12 protein-coding genes are annotated in these 19,379 nt (G+C 33.9%); 7 read left to right on the top strand and 5 right to left on the bottom strand.

Features of this window, described 5'->3' with window-relative positions; translation table 11 throughout:
* Positions 1 to 7: 7 nt before the first annotated feature.
* On the top strand, positions 8 to 718 hold the full coding sequence (locus tag ACSVH7_RS12525) for a LytR/AlgR family response regulator transcription factor (RefSeq protein WP_438067036.1): 711 nt from the start codon (positions 8 to 10) through the stop codon (positions 716 to 718).
* Positions 719 to 947: 229 nt separating this feature from the next.
* Positions 948 to 3,401: a DUF4114 domain-containing protein gene (locus tag ACSVH7_RS12520; protein WP_438067035.1), complete on the top strand. Its 2,454-nt coding sequence runs from the start codon at positions 948 to 950 to the stop codon at positions 3,399 to 3,401.
* 487 nt (positions 3,402 to 3,888) lie between these two features.
* Here ACSVH7_RS12520 and ACSVH7_RS12515 read toward each other — a convergent pair whose 3' ends face one another.
* The 4 genes from ACSVH7_RS12515 to ACSVH7_RS12500 form a co-directional block, all read right to left on the bottom strand.
* Positions 3,889 to 5,943 carry a tetratricopeptide repeat protein gene (locus ACSVH7_RS12515; RefSeq protein WP_438067034.1) on the bottom strand — a complete coding sequence of 685 codons (2,055 nt, stop codon included), beginning with the start codon at positions 5,941 to 5,943 and terminating at the stop codon, positions 3,889 to 3,891.
* A gap of 248 nt (positions 5,944 to 6,191) precedes the next feature.
* On the bottom strand, positions 6,192 to 7,745 hold the full coding sequence (locus ACSVH7_RS12510) for a glycoside hydrolase family 2 TIM barrel-domain containing protein (RefSeq protein ID WP_438067033.1): 1,554 nt from the start codon (positions 7,743 to 7,745) through the stop codon (positions 6,192 to 6,194).
* Entirely contained in the window at positions 7,729 to 8,961 is a 1,233-nt protein-coding gene (locus tag ACSVH7_RS12505; protein WP_438067032.1) for a hypothetical protein, read from the bottom strand. The genes ACSVH7_RS12510 and ACSVH7_RS12505 overlap by 17 nt, the downstream gene beginning before the upstream one ends.
* Complete coding sequence (locus tag ACSVH7_RS12500; protein ID WP_438067090.1) at positions 8,961 to 12,050, bottom strand: hypothetical protein; 3,090 nt, start codon at positions 12,048 to 12,050, stop codon at positions 8,961 to 8,963. The genes ACSVH7_RS12505 and ACSVH7_RS12500 overlap by 1 nt, the downstream gene beginning before the upstream one ends.
* Before the next feature lie 171 nt (positions 12,051 to 12,221).
* Here ACSVH7_RS12500 and ACSVH7_RS12495 point away from each other — a divergent pair, with 171 nt between their 5' ends.
* The 4 genes from ACSVH7_RS12495 to ACSVH7_RS12480 all read left to right on the top strand — a co-directional run bounded on the left by ACSVH7_RS12495 (position 12,222) and on the right by ACSVH7_RS12480 (position 17,089).
* Positions 12,222 to 13,307: a response regulator gene (locus ACSVH7_RS12495; protein ID WP_438067031.1), complete on the top strand. Its 1,086-nt coding sequence runs from the start codon at positions 12,222 to 12,224 to the stop codon at positions 13,305 to 13,307.
* Between the two features lie 169 nt (positions 13,308 to 13,476).
* On the top strand, positions 13,477 to 14,715 hold the full coding sequence (locus ACSVH7_RS12490; RefSeq protein WP_438067030.1) for a sugar isomerase: 1,239 nt from the start codon (positions 13,477 to 13,479) through the stop codon (positions 14,713 to 14,715).
* Between the two features lie 21 nt (positions 14,716 to 14,736).
* A complete protein-coding gene (locus ACSVH7_RS12485; RefSeq protein ID WP_438067029.1) occupies positions 14,737 to 15,900 on the top strand; it encodes a glycosyltransferase in 1,164 nt (387 codons plus the stop codon).
* Positions 15,901 to 15,922: 22 nt separating this feature from the next.
* Entirely contained in the window at positions 15,923 to 17,089 is a 1,167-nt protein-coding gene (locus ACSVH7_RS12480) for a glycosyltransferase (protein WP_438067028.1), read from the top strand.
* Positions 17,090 to 17,092: 3 nt separating this feature from the next.
* Here ACSVH7_RS12480 and ACSVH7_RS12475 read toward each other — a convergent pair whose 3' ends face one another.
* The gene (locus tag ACSVH7_RS12475) at positions 17,093 to 17,446 is read right to left on the bottom strand and encodes an iron chaperone (protein WP_438067027.1); all 354 of its coding nucleotides are present in this window, start codon (positions 17,444 to 17,446) and stop codon (positions 17,093 to 17,095) included.
* A 398-nt stretch (positions 17,447 to 17,844) separates the two neighbouring features.
* Between ACSVH7_RS12475 and ACSVH7_RS12470 the strand changes: the two genes are divergently transcribed.
* Entirely contained in the window at positions 17,845 to 19,263 is a 1,419-nt protein-coding gene (locus ACSVH7_RS12470) for an APC family permease (protein ID WP_438067026.1), read from the top strand.
* Positions 19,264 to 19,379: the final 116 nt, after the last annotated feature.

The following is a 19,379-nucleotide window of genomic DNA, read 5'->3' as shown; positions in this document are numbered from 1 at the left end:
ATAGTTTATGAATTGTATAGTCATTGATGATGAAGCATTAGCAAGAGCAGTAATTGCCCAAATGATTGCTACCGAAGAAAAGCTTAACCTGATAGATCATTTTGATAATGCGGTGTATGCCATAAAATTTTTAAATCAAAATGACGTTGATTTAATTTTTTTGGATATTCATATGCCTGATTTTACAGGCTTTGACTTTATACAATTGATTAAAAATCCGCCAAAGATTATTTTGGTGACGTCTGACAAAAATTTAGCTATTGAAGCTTTTGAATATGAATGTATCATAGATTATCTAGTGAAACCAATTACTTTAGAACGTTTTCAAAAAGCGGTTCACAAAGTATTAGTTTCTCAAAATACAAAGCCTGTTGATTTTGTAAATGCGCCAGTATCAGTGGATAATACCAAGGAGTTTTATGTTAATATTGATAGAAGATTGATTAAAATTGAATTTAATTCTTTAACAATTGTAGAAGCAAAAGGAGATTATATTCACATTTTAACTGAAAATAAAAATTACATTGTACATTCTACCTTAAAAAAAATTGAAGAGAAATTACCAAAACATTTATTTTTAAAAGTACATCGTTCCTTTATTATTAATATTACCAAAATTATCGACATTGAAGATAATAGTGTGTTAATCACTAAACAATTAGTGCCCGTTAGTCGATCAAATCGACCTGAATTAATGAAACGTTTAAATTTATTATAGTAATAAATTTTTGTATGGTGTGTCTAAAATTTAGCCTCTTTAAATTTTAGAGTGGGATCTCAAGCTACTGTAGCTTAATTTTTCTGTACCTCAGGAAAAATGCGCATCTTATTTTTTTTCTAATCGTTATTTTTTTGCTACTCATCGATAGATATCTTTCGTTGGGCTATTACTACAATTTAGCAACAAAAGTATTTTTAATTTAGTCTCAAATCTAAAATTACAAGCTATGAAAACAGCATTACTTTTTTTGGTATTATTATTAACTTCTTTTGGGTATTCCCAGGGCTACAAGTTTTTAGGATCCTATACCTCTGACGGAACACCAATGTATTTTGATACAAAGGATGTGGTTAATGCCGCAACTTTGGCACTAGTATCGAATTCTTTACCAGAGAATTATCCGGTACCTACTTACAATCCACAGTACATCTCCTCAGGATATGATACAAATATTGTTGTTACAAAACCAGCCGATGTTTGGGTTACTTTTGTAAGTGAAGGAGCGGGATATAGAAATGTTTTAGGATTTTACACTTACGACATTAATAATCCCCCCACTGCTGCTCCTAGTAGCTCAGATATTACTATAATTTTTCCAAATGTTTCAGGACAAGGGAGTGGTGGCTCATTGCTAGCTGGAGATAAAGTAAAAATTGGTACTTTTCCAGCAGGAACAGGTATTGGATGGGTATTGTTAGCCAACGCGTGGAATGGATCAGCGGTGACCAATGGCTTGTGGAGATTATTCTCAGATACGAGATTTAATCCTGAAGGGACCGCTAGTTTAAGACAACACAATGTGTTATTAAATGATCCAACCAACCAGAGAATTTTGTTAGGTTTTGAGGATATTAGAAGGGATTACGGCAATTGTGATCAAGATTTTAATGATGCTATTTTTTATATTACGGCCAACCCTTATGATGCTATTACTTCTGAAAACATTGCGGATGTAAGCATTTCTAATAATGTGACTTCGGGGAATAACGGTGGACTTGAAAGTGAGGGTAGCTTGGCGGTTCTAATTGCTAAAAGGAACTTTAGTAGAATGAAAAACAATTCCTATAATGATAAAAAAGAAACTCAAAAAAAATACATTAAATCCAGTGCAGGAGCAAAGAGTGCCGCAGGAATTGCTATTAATTCCTTATTACCAGTCACAGCTATGTATGGTTCAGAAACTAGTACTGTTTCTAGCCCCAATGATTTAAAAAGTATTACTAATGCTACTGAAGTATTTTCGGTTGATTATTATCAAGCCAATGAAAGAGTGGCAGCGGTGCTCGCAACAACTACGCAAACTGAAGTATATAGTCACTCCAAAGCGATTTGTGATCGTTTGAATAGCTCTTCTTTGGAGGATATCAGAACGATTACCATAGATGATTTTGAAATGATTATGAGTAAAATAAAAAGAGAAAATGGAGCACTTGAATATGCATTGCATTTCTCAATTCTGAATCCAAATGGAACTGCAAAATTGCAGAGTTATTGGAATTTGAGCCAGTATCCCAAAGGAGACTATTTGAATTTTCAAGTTTGGGGAATGAATATGGGACAAGTTTGCAGTATTACAAATAGTATCATCAAAGAATTTAAAGCCAAAGCTGCACTAACGCAAGATGTGGTTTCTGATAAAATCCCTGCTGTTTTTATACGAAAAGGAGTTTACAAAGACGGAAAGCTAACCCTATCGTTAGTCAATAAATCAAAAGCGACCTCTTTGCTATTTACAGGCAACAAAAAAGTGACGGAGTTTTCTTCAATCGATAATTTTACCAAAAATTTGACTTTAAGCGGAAGTTACACTGAAAATGTAGAAGTAGATACAGGATATTTATTCGATTTAGGACTTTCTATTCAAGAAAACAATACCTCAAAATTTGATGCTGCATACATGGCCGATGGGCCTTGGGGTTTAGATTATCAAGCTGCTGAAACTGTAATTACTAAATTTGAAATTAACAATATAGCCACGAAAGTATCCAAAGAAGTGGCTTCTAGTAAAGCTAATTTAAATGACTATATGGTGGAAAGAGATGTCAAAGTGGAAGGTACAGTGAAAGGTACAGTAAACTTATTCAGAAATTTACTTCCGGGAGAATTAGTACTTGACGCAACAGGCTTTTCTTATGTCAAATTTAAAGTTGAGAATAGTAAAGCGCTAGAAATGGTGCTAGTAACAGAAAATTTGACAGATTGGAATAAACGATACCGTCTTCAAGTAGATCCGAACCTCACCGCCAAAGAATTAAGTATAAGTTTCGCAGATTTTAAAAATGCTCAAGGACAAAGCTATAACAATGAAAAATTAAAAGGATTTGTTTTTTCAACTATTGGGGATTATGCTTCCTTTCAAAGTTTTGCCATAGCCATCAATGATTTGAGGTTATCGACAAACGGCACTTTAGGAATAAATGACTTTTCTCTAGCCACGAATAAAATTTTCAGTTATCCTAACCCTTGTTCAGTAGAAACTACAATAGTACTTCCTGAATTTACAGAAGAAGCTACGGTTAAAATTATCGGAGTTTTGGGTAATTTGATTCAGAACTACAATCAAAAAACAGGTTCTAATGAAGTGAAGGTAAATGTAGCCAACCTAAATAAAGGAATTTACTTTTTTGAAGTCACCACAAAAGAGAATAAAAAATACAGTAACAAGTTCATAGTGAATTGATTAATTAGTTATTTTGTAGTAATGTTGAAAGCCACCTTTTATGCACAAAAGGTGGTTTTTTTATTGGATTCTGGGTTTAACAACTTTTAGATTTGAATAATCCCAGATTCCGCATTAGAAATCTACTACATCTAAATTCTTCTTCAAGACCAAGAACTTACTCCCATTTTTAAATTCAAAATACAAAAGTATTCCTTCTTCAAAAATAGTCCTTGAGCTCTTGCTTTTATTGAATAATTCAGTTTCGCTACGAAGTCTAATGCGGATTCTGGGATAATTAGAATAAAATACTGTTATGCTTTATATTGATTTCTAGCAAAGCCGCAAAGAAAGCAATATGAATACTGCGTCTTAGCGAGAATATTGATTGGTGAATTGCTAGCGAAATAGTGTAAGTCGAAACCGGAATTAAATGCGATAATTGATTTTGCCAATAACTTACCTTGAAAATAGGGTTAGAATTTTAAGGGTAATAAAAAAGCTAGCCTTATAATTTAAAAAGTGGAAGTTTGTACAAATACCATTTTATTCGTAATCCGAATTCCGTGTATGTAAATCCAGCCACAGTAACCGATGCGATATTGCTTCGTCCGCCGTATAAATTCATTAGTAATCTATTAGAGAATTTATAGCCTATTTTAGCTTGTACTCGGTAGGTAAATTGTTTCTTATTGTCTTCAATAAATTGGAAGCCCGAGGCCGCATTAGCACTGTAAAACCATTCTTTGGCTAAGCTTATTTTTTCATCTTTCAAACAATCTATAAAAATTTCAAAAGCATTGAATTTACTGGGACTAAAATAGGTGTTTGGAACTTGATTTTTAAAGCTAATATATTGATAATTTAGTCCTATTTTGGCAGCAGGTTTTGGCAGAATGTTGTAGTAAAGCGAGGTAAAAAGTAAGTTTCTTGTGTTGTCATCTGTTTGAGTAGTGAAAAAATATTGTGTAAACCAGCCTAGGTTAAAATTACTAGAAAGGTTAAAATTGAAATAGTAATTATTCGTTGCTATTTTTTCTTCAATTAAATCGGTATTGAAATTTTGAACTTCTCTTTTGTATCCCACTTCTAAATCTTGCAATTTGTATGGTTTTATTTTGAAAAATGAATGAAAAAGAGGTTGAGAATAACTTGTTTGCGTTGCATTAGCAGTGGTTACACCTCCTTCAAAATTCCAACTTATTTTAGGATGGAATTTATACTCAAAAGCCAATAAAAAATCATTTGAATTTGCTTGTATGTCTGTTTGTGAATTTCCGGTTTTTCTAAATTGGTAGGTAGCACTTGCAGCCCATTTTGTAGATATTGGAAAGAATAACAAAGTTTTAAATGATTGGGCTGTATTATTACCATTATCAAATGAATAGCTTATTTTTTCTTCCAAGTAGGGTGTATAATCCTCCTTTATCTTATTTAAAAAGTTTGTGGCATCATTTTGTTTTTTAAAGATTTCAAGTGTTTGATATACTGCTTTAACGGCATCGTCTGTTTTTCCTGAGGCATAAAAAGCGTTGGCAATTCCTAGATTACCATCAAAGGATTTGTTATCATTTTCGAGTATTTTGGAATAATTTGAAATACTACTTTTAAATTCACTTTTATAGATAGCAAGGGTGGCGGCTAAGGATAAAACCCAGTTTTCATTAGGGTAAGTTTTGGTTAATTCATCAATTTTATTTGCTGCTGGTGTGTATTTTTTGTTCCAAATTAAGGCTTGAACATTACGTTCTTGCGTTTGTTTGATTAATTCAATTGGTGTTGAAGTCGAAAGTTCGCTGATCGCTTTATTGGAATTTTCTAATGCTTTTTTTTCTTTTCCATCTAGATGTTCAAGTAACGAAAGTCCGTTTAAGGAAAGTATTGGATTGTCTTTCGAAAGTATGCCGTAAGTACTTTTACCTTTGGCAATATTTTTTGTAATTAAATACAAATTGGCTTTATTCAATAAAGTTTCTTTATCTCCGGGAAAATCATTTAGTATTTCGTCATAAAATTGTTCCGCTTTATCATATTCTTTGTCGCTTATTTTTTCGTTTGCGTAGCCTAATTTTATGTATTTTCTGGAGACTAATGCTCCCTGATTACCTGGAGAAATTTCAAGTGCTCTATTGACTTGTTGCAAGGCTTCGTTATATTCTTTTAAATTTGAAAGGGTATTTGCATAGCCTAAATGAGCTACAAAATTGCTTTCATAATCCGTAACGAGTACTTTATAAAAAACTTTTGCGTCATCAAATTTTTTATTCCAAAGTAACGATTCAGCATAATTCAGTTTTATTTCGAGATCCTCGGGATATTCGGCTCTTAAGGTTGTGAATAAGGCTAGCGCTTTTTGTGGGTCTTTGTTTAATCCCACAGCTCTGGCATAACAAAGCCTCGCGGTCTTATTTTGTGGATATTCTTTCAAAATAGTGTTGAAAAAAATTTCAGCTTGATCAAATTCTCCTTTTTCTAAATTCGAAAATCCAGATTGCATGTTTTGACAAAACAGTAGGGCAGGCATTAATACTAAAAGAAGCAGTAATTTAGCTGAGTTTTTCATGGGTAGGTTTTATAAATGTTACGGGACTAATGCATTGACAGTCAAGGTCTAATTTACGAAAATAGTTACAACTTTAAACGATAAAATCAGAGAAATAGCGACGCAAGGCTAAATTAAAATATAAGATTTAAACGGTTGTTGCTGCTTTCGAGTGTTTTTTTACTATTAAGTTAATTTTCTTAATAACTATTGGTAAAATTTTCACTTCTATTTTCTAAACTACTTAATAAGGGATTGCACCAAGATGTTTAATGATTGATATATTGAAAAGCGGCTTTTTTGATTCCTTTCTCATTTATAAAACCGAATTTTTTCTGTCTTAATTTTTGCCAAGGCCATTTGCCCGCTACAATATCAGGGACTTTTGGAAAATCATACAGTGTCCATGACATAAAGGCGACGTTGTTTTTTTTAAAAAGAAGTTGCATTTGCTTATGATATTGTGCTTGTTCTTCCTCGTTGTATCCATTCCAATTCCAAATTCCTTTATAGGAGGGGATTCCAAATTCTTGTACGACAATAGGTTTGGAGGTTTTTTTATTAAGTTGAGCTTGTTCATTTTCAAAATCACTAATTGCATTGTAGAAATGATACGAAATAAAGTCAACTTTGTTTTTTAAATGAGTGGCCTCTGTGGAGTTTGACCAGCCAATGGTAATTAGATGATTAGGGTCACTTTCTTTAATTAAGGTGGCCATTTGCTCTAGCCAATGTAGCACATTTTCTTTGCCACGATTTTCAAAATCTAAATTGGGTTCGTTCTTTAAATCCCATGCTAATATGGCTTTATGTAACTTAAAAGTGGACACAATTTTTTCAGCATGTCGTAATGTTAGAGACCAATCTTTTAAAGAATAATCGCTATAAAAATCAAATAAAGTCACAATAACTTTTAGTTTTTTGTGTTCGGCTAAGTCCAAAATTGCTTTTAATTTTCTTAATTTTTCAGGTTTTACATCCGCTTTACCAAAATCTTCATATTGAATAAAAATTCGAATGGTATTCAATTTAGCATGGCTAATAATATCAAAATCTTTTGCAATCGTGTCTAATTGGAATGATTTTCCGAACATGTCCCAGGCCGCGTTTTTTGGATAATAATTGATGCCTTTGATGACAAAGTCATTGGATTTGAATTTTATTTTTTTGCCTACGATTTTAAATTCGGAAAGCGTGGGAAGCGTGTCTTTTAAAAATGGAAGTTTTGGCGCTTTATAAAAGTGGCGAATGCGCCAAAATCCATCTTCTAATAGGAAGACAATTTTGTAAGTAGCCGTATCTTGAATTTCAGCTATCAGGTTTTTGTCTTTGTAAACATGTTGAAATTCGATTACATTTTTATCGGTTAAAGCAATTTGTTGTCCATCGGCACTATAAAATTCTATTCTGGGATGATGTTCAATCGTGGTACTCTCAATGTGGATGTTATTTTTTTTATTGTAATCTATTGTTTTAAATAAATTGGCTCTAGAGCTTTTGGTATAAAAATCTTCGATACCATTTTTTTTATTTTCTTCAAAGGCATTGTTTCTTATGTACCAAGAAAGGAGGTAATGTTTTTCTAAAATTTGTAAGGTATTAGGCTCCATGACACGGCCTTCATTGTCGATTTTTTCCCAAATTACTTTCGGTAGATAGGTATTGATGGTTTCTTTTTCTAAGTGAAGAATATTTTTTCTATCAGCGCCTGAATTTAGAAATTCTAATACGTTACTTAAACCATAAAGTAAGAGAACGTTTATAAAAATAAAGGAACTTAATAACACTAATCGGATGATATTTTTATTATTGATGAGACTCATAGTTTAGTGTTTTTGTTTTTTTAGTGATTCCCATGGTAGAGATTTCGAAGCTATATTTTTTTAAGGGGTAATATTCTTTTAAAAAATTAAATGTAGCAACCCCATTGGTGGTTTCTTCTTGAATGGTGTTACGGAGCATATTTTTATGGAACACTTTTACCACTACTTTGATGCCGTCGGGTACTAATTGTTTCATAAAACTTTTTAAAGGTCCTACTTTGAGTGTTCTATGATCTTTAGAAAATTGATATTGAAAGGTAGTAATTACTGGAGCATAAGTGATGAAAAGATCATTACTTTCTGCAATACCGGTTACATATCCTTTAACGTTATATTTTTCGGCATGATCAGGGTGTAAGATAGTTGCTGTAGCGATTCCGTTGATAGTTGCCCCAAAACTTTTTAGGATGTAGTCATTTTTAGTTCTAATTATAAAGGAAACTAGGGTGCCGTCACTGATGATGTTGCCGTAGGTGTCTTTTATTTGGGAAGTACTAAACTTGGTAAAATGATTGCCATCTGCAAAGCGGTGGTTTCTGTCAAACGATATCGTGAAATTAGTAGGGATATTGGGATAAATTTCGGTCTCAATTTCTTTAGTGGCTATCTTTTCACATTCTGATGAAGCTAATAATTTTCCGGATTTGTTAGGTGAATAGATGGAGTACCAGGTGATGAAAAAATTCGTTTTTAAAAGAGTTGTTGTTATATTTTCTAAAAATTGATATTTCACTAGTACGTTAGTTTGATCTTTTTTAGGATTATCATAAGCGTCTGTTGGGATGGTTACGAGCATTGTAAATTCCTTCCCGCCTGCCAATATGGTTCTGGGGCCTAAATAGTTTTCTATCTCCGTTTTTGTCGCGTCATTGGGCTCTATTTTAAGAATTCCTTTTTGAAGGGTTTGGTTTTTTACAATTAAAAACCAAGACACAATACCTGTTTTGAAATAATAACTTTTGGGCAGTTCAAAAAAATAAGTATTGTTTTTTTCTGTAGCTTCTAAAACTGTTTTTCCGTAGGAATGGATAATAAATAATTCAGGTTTTAGATTACTAAGATTACTTTTGAAGGCCAATGTAAGAGGATGTCCTGCAATAGGAGGCGTAGGCGATTCTTGGAATTGGAATACTGGTTTTCTATCCGGCAATGAGTATCCAAATCCTAAAAGGAACAACAAGATAATGCTGAGTATGATGTAATAGCTTTTTTTCATTATCTTGGATTACCTATGAAATTATTGATTTCAATTTTAATATAGCTAAAACCTCTGCCTTTCACTTTTTGCAGTTGTTGTGGAGCATGTGTATAATTTCTGTTTGGTACAATAGCTTCTGAAATTGAGGCGTTACTCAAGCCGTTTACAAAACAATTTTTTAGACTCGAAAGGATGACTTTACAGTGGGTTAAATTTTTAAGTTCATAGTCAAAATAATTTTTGCGTTCCACTCTTACTCCATCTCCCAGGAAAAAATGATCCACGTAGATTAGTTCTTTGTTTTGGTCATAATAGGAAATCAGTAATTCCGGAATAGTACTTTCTTGTATTCCGTAATTAAATAGTGTGCCTTTGAGATGATTTTCTTCAATGGTTAATTCAGAAAGGGCTACTTGATTGTATAAATCGGTTATGGCAACGTTTCCGGCACTTTGAATATCAAAAGTAAAGGGTTTATCGTTGAGCTCTGCAGGAGTAAATTCGGTTGGATCAAAAGTTTTTGGTTTGATATCTGTTTTTTTTGCCCAAGCGATATCTTCAAAATTGACTTTGAAACTGGTAATTTCTTTGGGTAAGAGTTTGTGTTTGATTTCATATTTGGAGTTGAATGTAGCCACCATTTTATTGTTTTTGTTGTATAGCGTCGATTTCAACACCACATCTGCGGGTAAGTCATCTACGTTTTGTAGTTCTCCAATGATGATGTATTCCCCTTTAAAGTAGATGAGTTTTGCCGATAAGATTTCTAGGACAGGTTGTTTTAAAATGTCCTCATGATAGGTAACTTGAGTAGATACAGCGCGTCTTCCGTGTTTGTAATACTCGGTTGTATTATTGGCTACAAATTGATCAGGAGGAATGTCTAAATCAATTTTATTTGGAATGATGAACCATTTTCCTTTACGTTTGATGACTTCATGCAGGTATTCTTTGGATAATTTTCGGACTGGGGTTATCCATTTTGTAAACACTTTAATTTTGGCTCTATTGGCAGAAAGATTAGTAATCTTCATATCAATAGCATCGAGTTTTGCATAAGAATTTAAAATACCATCTTGTACGGAAGTTTCTAACATAAATTGGGATAAAGATTTATGATAGGTAGGATCCAAATAGGAATGGGCTTTTTCAAATTCTTTGTAATCTAAGGCATCATAATATGCTTTTACTACATTTTTTGGGCTAATTTGAGCGGTATTATTGATGTAAAAAAGATAAATGCAGTAGGATAAAATTCCCATAATTAGAATCACCCAAATGTGCATAACGGTGAGTATCTTATTAGAAAAATGATCATATTTAAGGGAATATTTTAGAAAATCAGGTTGCACAAGGAGTTTTATTTTCAATGCCTGATAGAAAATCATTTGAATATTTAGGATGAAAGCAATAAGCACTGTCGCCATAGGGGTGATGGCCCAAAGTAATTTTTGGTAAACCGGTACTTCTTCAAAAGGCAAAATTTTGGACAAAGGAGGAACATTAAGTTTTTCCCAAACCATGATGCCATTTTCTAATTGTGACAAGCGATGCCATCCACAGAAGTACAAAATAGGATCGTAAAACTTATCATTGGAAAAGACATATTTCAGATTGTATTTTTCGGGAACGGTCAAAAATTGTTGTAATGACCCGATGCCTTCGAGTCCTCTAAACTTTGAATTTTCTAAACGTTCGATGGCTCTGGAGGTTAATTCCGGAAGCCGTCTGGCGGAGTGATAATTTCCGTCCACGGTCATGGCTCTGGTTTGATAGGATAACACTGCCATTTGATCGCCAAATCCTAAAGGCAAATAACGCCATTTGTCATGTTGATCTTGATTTAAAAAATTGACAATTGGAAGCGTATTGATTTTTTGAGGCTGTAAGGGACGAAAATAGCTAAGCGTGATTGTGAAAATTGCCATCAATAAAAAAGCGCCTGCAAAAAGTCCCGTTACAATTTTGTAATAAACCGAGCCAAATTTTGCTTCTAAACTATCTCGCAAATCACCTTCAACCAATCGATAAATCAATTCGCCAAAAAGCGGCAAACTCATGAACGTCGCCCATAAAGTAAAACGGTCCAAGGTCAGAATGTTGAAAGCATTGTCGCCTAAAATTTTCAACGGAATAGGCGTTGTCCCTCCAGTACCCAATAAGGCTAATAACGAAAAAGACAACCCAAAAAAGAGGTAGCGTTTACTAAAATAGCGATAAAAAAAGTAAGGTAATAAAAACAACAGAACACCCCACGGAATAACAAAAAACATCAATCCAGATGAGGTAACTTCAATAAAATTATCTCTGCTTCCATGTGGAATAGGCACTTGAGTTATTGGATTTTTTTTAGAATTGATCCAATAAGGAAGAATACAAAAAACAATCAAAAAGACAGCGGTACCCCCAAACAAAATCATTCGCTTTAAATGTTGAATGGCCGTGATTATGAAAATTTTAAAAGTGACCTTTTTGTAATTTTCCACTTTATCTCGAGCGGCATCCATGACCGCTGTGCCAATTAAGGGTAGTATGAAGAATATCATTCCGAACAAAGGCGTAACATGATGCGAGCAAACGGTAACTGCTATTAATGACACTGCGTTGAAGAAACTTTTTTTCTTACCCTTTTTAATCCAATTATAAATTTCAGGCAAAGCATGCATCAAAACCGAAATGCCCACAATACTGGGTAATTGTCCAAAAACATGTAGCGTTTCAACAAAAGAAGAAGAAAAAATGGCTAAGAGCGAGGCATATCCAGCAACGTTTTTGTTACCCGTCATGAGTAGTGAAAAACGATATACTCCTGTGATAAAAAGCACGATTCCGATGATGGCTACAGTGTATAAACCAAATTTTAACCCACCAATTAACGACAACAAACCAATACTTTGATGCACTAATGGCGGATAACCCATTACAGTAAATCCGGTATACCAACTATAATTCCATGGTTCAAACCAACTATGAGCGTAATGATTCCCGAAAAATAAGTGAATAAGTGCGTCGTAGGTGTTCTCAAGAGTGTAAAATATGGCACTAGAATGGAAAACCACTCCAAATAACAAGGCAGTGAGAAGATATTTGTTGGATTTTTCTCTAATCAAGGGATGTTTTTTTGGTTATCAGTTATGTAAATATAACAATAATTCATATTAAAATAACGAATCATCTATAGATATAAACCATTCGACCTTAAATAATTGGCGCTAATCTAACAATTTAATTTAAATGCTAGATCAGTAGTAATTTTACAGTATCTAAATGTTTTTATTATGAAAGCTTTAATTGCAGACGATCAAGAATTAGTTTTATTGTTTCTCGAAAAATGTTTATCAGATTTGAATATTGAGGTGATTAAATCCCGAAATATTACGGAAGCAATAAGTTTGTATGATCAATTTATGCCTGATATTGTAATTACAGATATTAACATGCCAGTCAGTAATGAAGATATTTTGTTCAACAATCATTTGTTGGTTGAGGGCAAAAAAACAGGACTTGACATCGTTGATTATATCAAGAACATAAAAAAAGATTCCATTCCTGTACTCGTCCTATCTGGGAATATGGACGAAAACATTAAATCTAGAAGTCTAGCCATAGGCGCAACCGATTTTATAAAAAAACAAATTGGGTATCAGGATTTGACCCAAAAGTTAAGCCAGATTATAGCAGTAAATACAAGTTATTTGGATGCGCAATGTGAAAGCTTCTTACAGGACAAAATTATAGGTGTGATAATTCCTTATTTGCTATTCGTAGATACGGCCAAACTAAACGAATATGTTGACTACGTTCACAAAAACGCAAGTTATCAATTATGTTTTCTAGATGATTTAAGTAATAAAGTGTATTCTCAGTTTCTGAAAAAAATAAAAAAACAACATAAAAATAGAATCACCATTTTCAAATGCAACACTAAAAGTGGTCTTTCAGAAGCACTTCGATTGGCTATGATAAGGCTGTCGCAAAATCATCAAATGGATTATATTGGTTACCTTGACAAAGACTTAACTGTTTCCTTGACACAATTCAATATGATGGTTGAGGAAATAAAAAAATCAAGTGCTAAAATTGTAGTAGGTAATCCTTGGTGTCAATTTCCTAAAAAGGTAAAAGCAATTAATTTTAGAGAAATAGCTAACGACATACTGTTGAATTTCGTTAGAAACATATCCGGTTTACAATGGTGCTCCTCGAAAAACACGCCAAAGGTGATGCTGAAAGAAGTGATAGTGGATACTTTTCAAAATCAATTTTACTCTGATTTGACTTTCGATTTAGAAATAATAATTCGAATAAAAAAGGCTTACTTTTATGATAATTTGAAGAATTTGATTTTTGAAAAGCATATTTAAGGGGAAATAGTTGTTTTTTTTATGGGTAAATGAGTAGTACGTCATTCTTTTTTATGTAAATAAAAAATTAATAATTTTTTTTTATTACATTTGATTATCAATGAGATATGAAGATGGGATACTTGAGATAAAAAAGTGTAGTAACAATACTCTATACCCAAATTTTATAATGGAAATAAAACAGGTTTACAAAAATTTAGGCCCCGATAAATTTTTTATGATTACCATGTTTGTTGTTAATTTCGGTAATTATTTCTATAATTTGTTGCTAGGACGAATTCTAGGTCCTGCTGCATTTGCTGATGCAGCCATCCTAATTACACTGCTTTTAGTGCTTTCCTTTGTAGGGATGACTTTTCAAATCGTCTCGGCTAAATATGCGGTTCTATTTTCAAATTCTTTTTTATCACAATTTTTGCGTTTTATAGCTACTAGAGCCGTTATTTTTGGTAGTATTTTGGCTGTTTTTGGAATTGTATTTAGTGGGTATTTAAGTCAAATTTTGAACACACAAACTTCCATTATTTTTACACTATTTTCGTTTTCCCTCCCTTTTTATTTTTTAATGAGCGTAAATAGGGGCTTGTATCAAGGACAAAATAATTTATTCGACCTCTCTAAAACCTACTTTTATGAAATGTTTTGCCGGTTGTCGGTGACTTTTTGCTTGCTTTATTTTTTTCCAAAAACAACTTCTTCCGTTTTTGTATCCATTGGAATACTGATTTCAATAGTGGTAGGATTGATTCCTTTTCAAAAAATAATCATGCAACCTAAAGAAAAAGTTGATGAGCCTCTTCAAACCAAGCCTATTGTGCTGTTTTTTTTAATTACCGCTTGCTATGAATTCACATTAATAATCATAAACAACAGCGATATTTTGCTAGTCAAGCATTACTTTGATAATTATAACGCAGGACTCTATGCTTCCTTAGCCCTTATAGGACGGGTGGTTTACTTTGTCGCATGGATGTTTGTGATGTTGCTTTTGCCCAAAGTCATTTTACTGAAAAAGGAAGGAAAAGCGACCCACGGAGTCTTATTCAAATATGTTTTTTATGTTGTTATTTTGGCTACAATTATCGTTGGTGCTACGTTTTTATTCCCAGAGTTAATGGTCAAAATACTTTTTGGTAACGATTATCTGTCCATTGCCAATTTACTTTGGAAGTATGCCTTGGCAACCTCGGTTTTTGCTATTTCCAATATTTTTGCCTATTATTTTTTATCTATACAAAAATATTTTCCCGTTGCTCTAGCCGCTTTTTTTGGTGGTTTTCAAATTGTATTAATTCTATTGTATCATAGCTCTTTGGAACAGGTTGTTAGTATGCAATTGATTGCTATGTTTTTATTGTTGTTGTCCCAAACTTTATTTTTTCTTTTGAATAAAAACAATTCAAATTAATAATTTAATAGCCATTATAAGATGAAATTAGCAGTAGTAACCGCCTACCCTCCAAGCAAGGTAACACTCAATGAATACGGATATCATTTGGTTAAAAACTTTGTGTTAAATGATGAGGTAACCGAGCTTATTTTACTTTCTGATGAAACGAAAGAAAATAAGCAATTGGATTTTCAAAATAAAGAAAAAATCAGCGTGGAATCGTGCTGGAAATTCAATAGTTATAGTACGCTGTTTCGTATCCTGTATAGAGTACATAAAACCAAGCCCGATTGTGTTTTATTTAATCTGCAGTTTGTGAAATTTGGAGATAAAAAAATTCCCTCGGCTTTAGGATTGCTGACCCCCATGTTTTTGCGATTCATGGGGTACAAAACCATAGTGTTGTTACATAACATACTCGAGCAAGTAGATTTAGAGAAAGCGGGATTTACCGATAGTAAAATTTTAATTAGTATCTATAATTTTATAGGTTCAAATTTGACTAAATGCTTGTTAAAGGCCAATAGAGTAGCGGTAACTATTCATAAGTATAAAGAAATTTTAGAAGAAAAATACAAAACAAAAAGGGTACTACTAATTCCGCACGGCACCTTCGAAACAATCAAAGAACCCAACTTCGATAAAAAACCGGCACCACTTCAAATTATGGCATTTGGAAAATTTGGAACCTACAAAAAAGTAGAAATTTTAATAGAAGCCGTAGAAAAAGTTAGAAAAATGTATCCAGAGGAACTAGTCGTTGTCATAGCAGGAACGGATAGCCCTAATACCCCAGGCTATCTTGAATCTGTTCAAAAAAAATACCAACACATTAAAGGCAATATCTTTACAGGATATGTCGAAGAAAATGATGTAGAACGAATTTTTACCGAAAGTTCCATTGTTGTTTTTCCCTATACCTCCACTACCGGTAGTTCAGGGGTTTTACATCAAGCCGGTAGTTACGGCAAAGCTGTAATCATGCCGGATCTTGGGGACTTAGCCTTATTGGTCAAAGACGAAGGCTATCAAGGCGAATTTTTTATACCAGACAACGTTGATTCCTTAGCTAGCGCAATTCAAAACATCCTTCTAGATGATACTCATCGAAAAAATATTGCCATGGCTAATTTTAATGCAGCCAATGCACTGACAATGGACAAAATTGTCGCTATGTACCTAAAAGCATTTCACACCATTTAGCAAAATCTAAAACTTAACCACCATGAAAATTTTAATTATTGATGATCAACAATTAGTTTTATTATCATTAGAAAAATCGTTGCACGATCTAGGATACGAAGTGGTAACTGCCACATCCATCACTGAAGCTATTGAGAAATTTGATTTGTACACACCAAGTTTGGTTATCGTAGACATCAATTTGTCAGGGGAAGAACTCAATATTGAAAATTCAGGATTGGAAGTGGTCAAATACATCAAACACGACAAGAAAGCAACCACTCCCATAATGGTTTTGTCTGGCAATACAGACGAAGAAGTCATCATCAAGGGCTTTGATTTAGGAATTGATGACTATATGAAAAAACCATTAAGTTTGAGTGAAATCGGACTCCGAGTAAAACGATTAATAGGAAGTCCAGAAAAAGAAGATGCCGAAAAAAGCCCACAAATTGACCGAAAAGAACGCTACATACAAAACAAATGTGTAGGAGTCGTAATCCCTTGTTACAATGAAGAAAAACGTCTTTTAGGAGAAGATTTTAGGAAATTTGTACACAAAAATTTAGGCTACCATCTCTGCTTTGTCAATGACGGCAGCAAAGACCGAACTCTAGAAGTACTCCAAGATTTAATCAAAGGAAAAGAGGATTACATCAGCATCTATGACTGCGAAAAAAACGGAGGTAAAGCCGAAGCCGTGCGCCTAGGAATGCTTCATTTAGCCAAACAATCCCAATTTGATTATGTAGGATTCCTAGATGCTGATTTGTCCACTAATTTCGAAGATTTTAATGATTTAACCGATGCCATTTCTAATTCAAAATACAAACTCGTATTTGGATCCCGAATCTCCAGAATGGGCGCAGATATTACCAAAGAATCCGCACGAGCCATCATCAGTAAAACCATCAATTTTATCATTCGAAAAACCTTGTCCATGGAAATCAATGATACCCAATGTGGAGCCAAAATCATGACCAAAGAAATTGTACAAAAAACATTTCAAGAAAAATTTATTACCAAATGGCTATTTGATGTAGAAATTTTTATGCGAATGAAAAAAATATACGGACTCAATGAAACTAAAGGAATGATCCTTGAAAAACCATTAAATCGATGGATTCACGCGGACGGGTCCAAACTTTCCATGAAAGATTCTGTAAAAATAGTAGGACAATTAGGGCAAATAGCAGTTCATTACCGTTAAAATTTAGTTGCCAAACCTTTTTCTGTTTTCTTCCTCCCTAAACGCTATAATCTGAGCGATTAAATCAAGCGGGAGTGGCTGTTCGTTTGGAAATTGGACAGAACCTTTCCCTTGTTTGTATTTCGATAAAGCCTCAGCAAAATGAGTATGCCCTGAAGGAGTAGCATACAAACCAATGTGATTTTTATAGGCAGCAAAATAAAGTAAAGGCTTCCCAAAAGTTTTGTATGCTGGCATCCCATAACTAATGCTTTCCTCCACCTCCGGAACTTTTTTCATTAGTAGCGCTCTTATTTGCAACATTCTCATCCGACTTGCTTCCGGGAATTTCGCTAAATAAGAAGCAACAGTTTCCATAGTCAATAGTTTTAATAGTCAAAAAATTAGGAGCAGAAGGCAATAGGATTTTTGGCCATCAAAGTCCCGTGATCCGCTATATCTTTGTCTTTTTAAAGAAAAAAGACAAAGGATACCGCTCCTCCCGGGGCTAAAAGTAATCAAAGTACCCTTTTGGAGACACCTTCAAAAATACTAAAAAAACAAGTTCTATGTATCGGCTTAGTGTTTTTTTAAACCAGTAGCAGTAAGTAATAAAAACCACCAAATTCTTTCACCATTAAGACATTAAGATTCAGTAAGAAATAGGTAATAAAACCTTAATTTCCATACTATCTTAATGGTGAACTCATTCAAAAATTTTATTTTTAACAAAAAAGTATATCTTTAGCCCAACTAAAACCAAATAATAATAACCCATGCAACAAAACCACCCCGAAGATTTCAAACGCGAACTCGGACTTTTAGACGGCACCATGCTAGTAGTAGGATCCATGATCGGTTCCGGAATATTTATTGTAAGTGCTGATATTGCCAGACAAGTAGGATCAGCCGCTTGGCTAACTTTAATTTGGCTCATTTCAGGAATCATCACCATGATAGCCGCTGTGAGTTACGGCGAACTGAGCGCCATGATGCCCAATGCAGGGGGGCAATATGTCTACCTTAAAGAAGCCTACAACAAATTGATTGCCTTTCTCTACGGATGGAGTTTCTTTGCCGTGATTCAAACCGGAACTATTGCTGCGGTGGGTGTAGGTTTTTCTAAATTTGCCGCCTATTTGATTCCTTCTTTAAGTGATGAAAATGTTGTAATGCAATTAGGTGCCTTTCAACTCAATGCGGCTCAGATCGTTTCTATTATTACTATTGTTTTCTTGACCTATCTTAATAGTCGCGGCGTAAAAAATAGTAAAACATTACAAACTGTCCTTACGATTATCAAAATTGTATCTCTCTTTGGTTTGATTGTTTTTGGATTCCTCCTCGCTGCAAAAGCGGAAGTTTGGGATATGAATTGGACTGATGTATGGGAACCCAAATCCTATAATTTAGATACAAAACAATGGACTCCCATTGCAGGAACCGCCTTGCTAACCGGAATTTCTGCCGCCATGGTAGGCTCTTTGTTTTCTAGTGATGCTTGGGTTGGCGTTACATTTATCGCCGCGGAAATAAAAAACCCAAAGCGCAATGTAGGTTTGAGTTTATTTCTCGGGACTTTTATCGTTACGATTATTTATGTATTGACCAATTTGATGTATTTGGCTGTTATTCCAATGGAAGAAATTGCAACCGCCAAATCCGATAGAGTAGCCGTGGTAGCTTCTCAGTATACGTTTGGCGAGTATGGCACGGTGATTATTGCAGTGATGATTATGATCTCGACTTTTGCGTGCAACAACGGATTGATTATGGCGGGTTCCCGAGTGTATTATACCATGGCCAAAGATGGTTTGTTCTTCAAACAAGCCGCACAACTGAATGAGAAAAGTGTACCAGGTTGGGCGCTTTGGGCACAGTGTGTTTGGGCTTCGGCTTTGTGTTTGACGGGCAAATACGGTGATTTATTGGATTTTGTAATCATCATTGTCTTGATTTTTTACATTTTGACCATTTATGGTATTTTTATTCTGCGTAAAAAAATGCCCAATGCAGAACGTCCCTACAAAGCGTTTGGTTATCCGTTTTTACCAGGTTTGTATATTGTCATTGCTTCGGCAATTTGTATTTCCTTATTGTTTACAAAATTCTCTACTTGTGGTTGGGGCGTACTGATTATGCTTACCGGAATTCCAGTGTATTATGTTACGCAGCGTAAGGTATTGAAGGAGTAATGCAATAGTTTTCTTGAATCTATGTATTTTGAAACAACGGATTTTAAGCCGTTGTTTTTTATATTTTTATTGGGTTATTTTTTACCATTCGATTTGTAATTTGCAGAAATAATCAA

The sequence above is a fragment of the Flavobacterium sp. TSSA_36 genome (assembly GCF_051547165.1).
GTDB lineage: Bacteria > Bacteroidota > Bacteroidia > Flavobacteriales > Flavobacteriaceae > Flavobacterium.
Note: the sequence above shows the minus strand (reverse complement) of the source record. Positions and strands in the feature narration are given on the sequence as shown.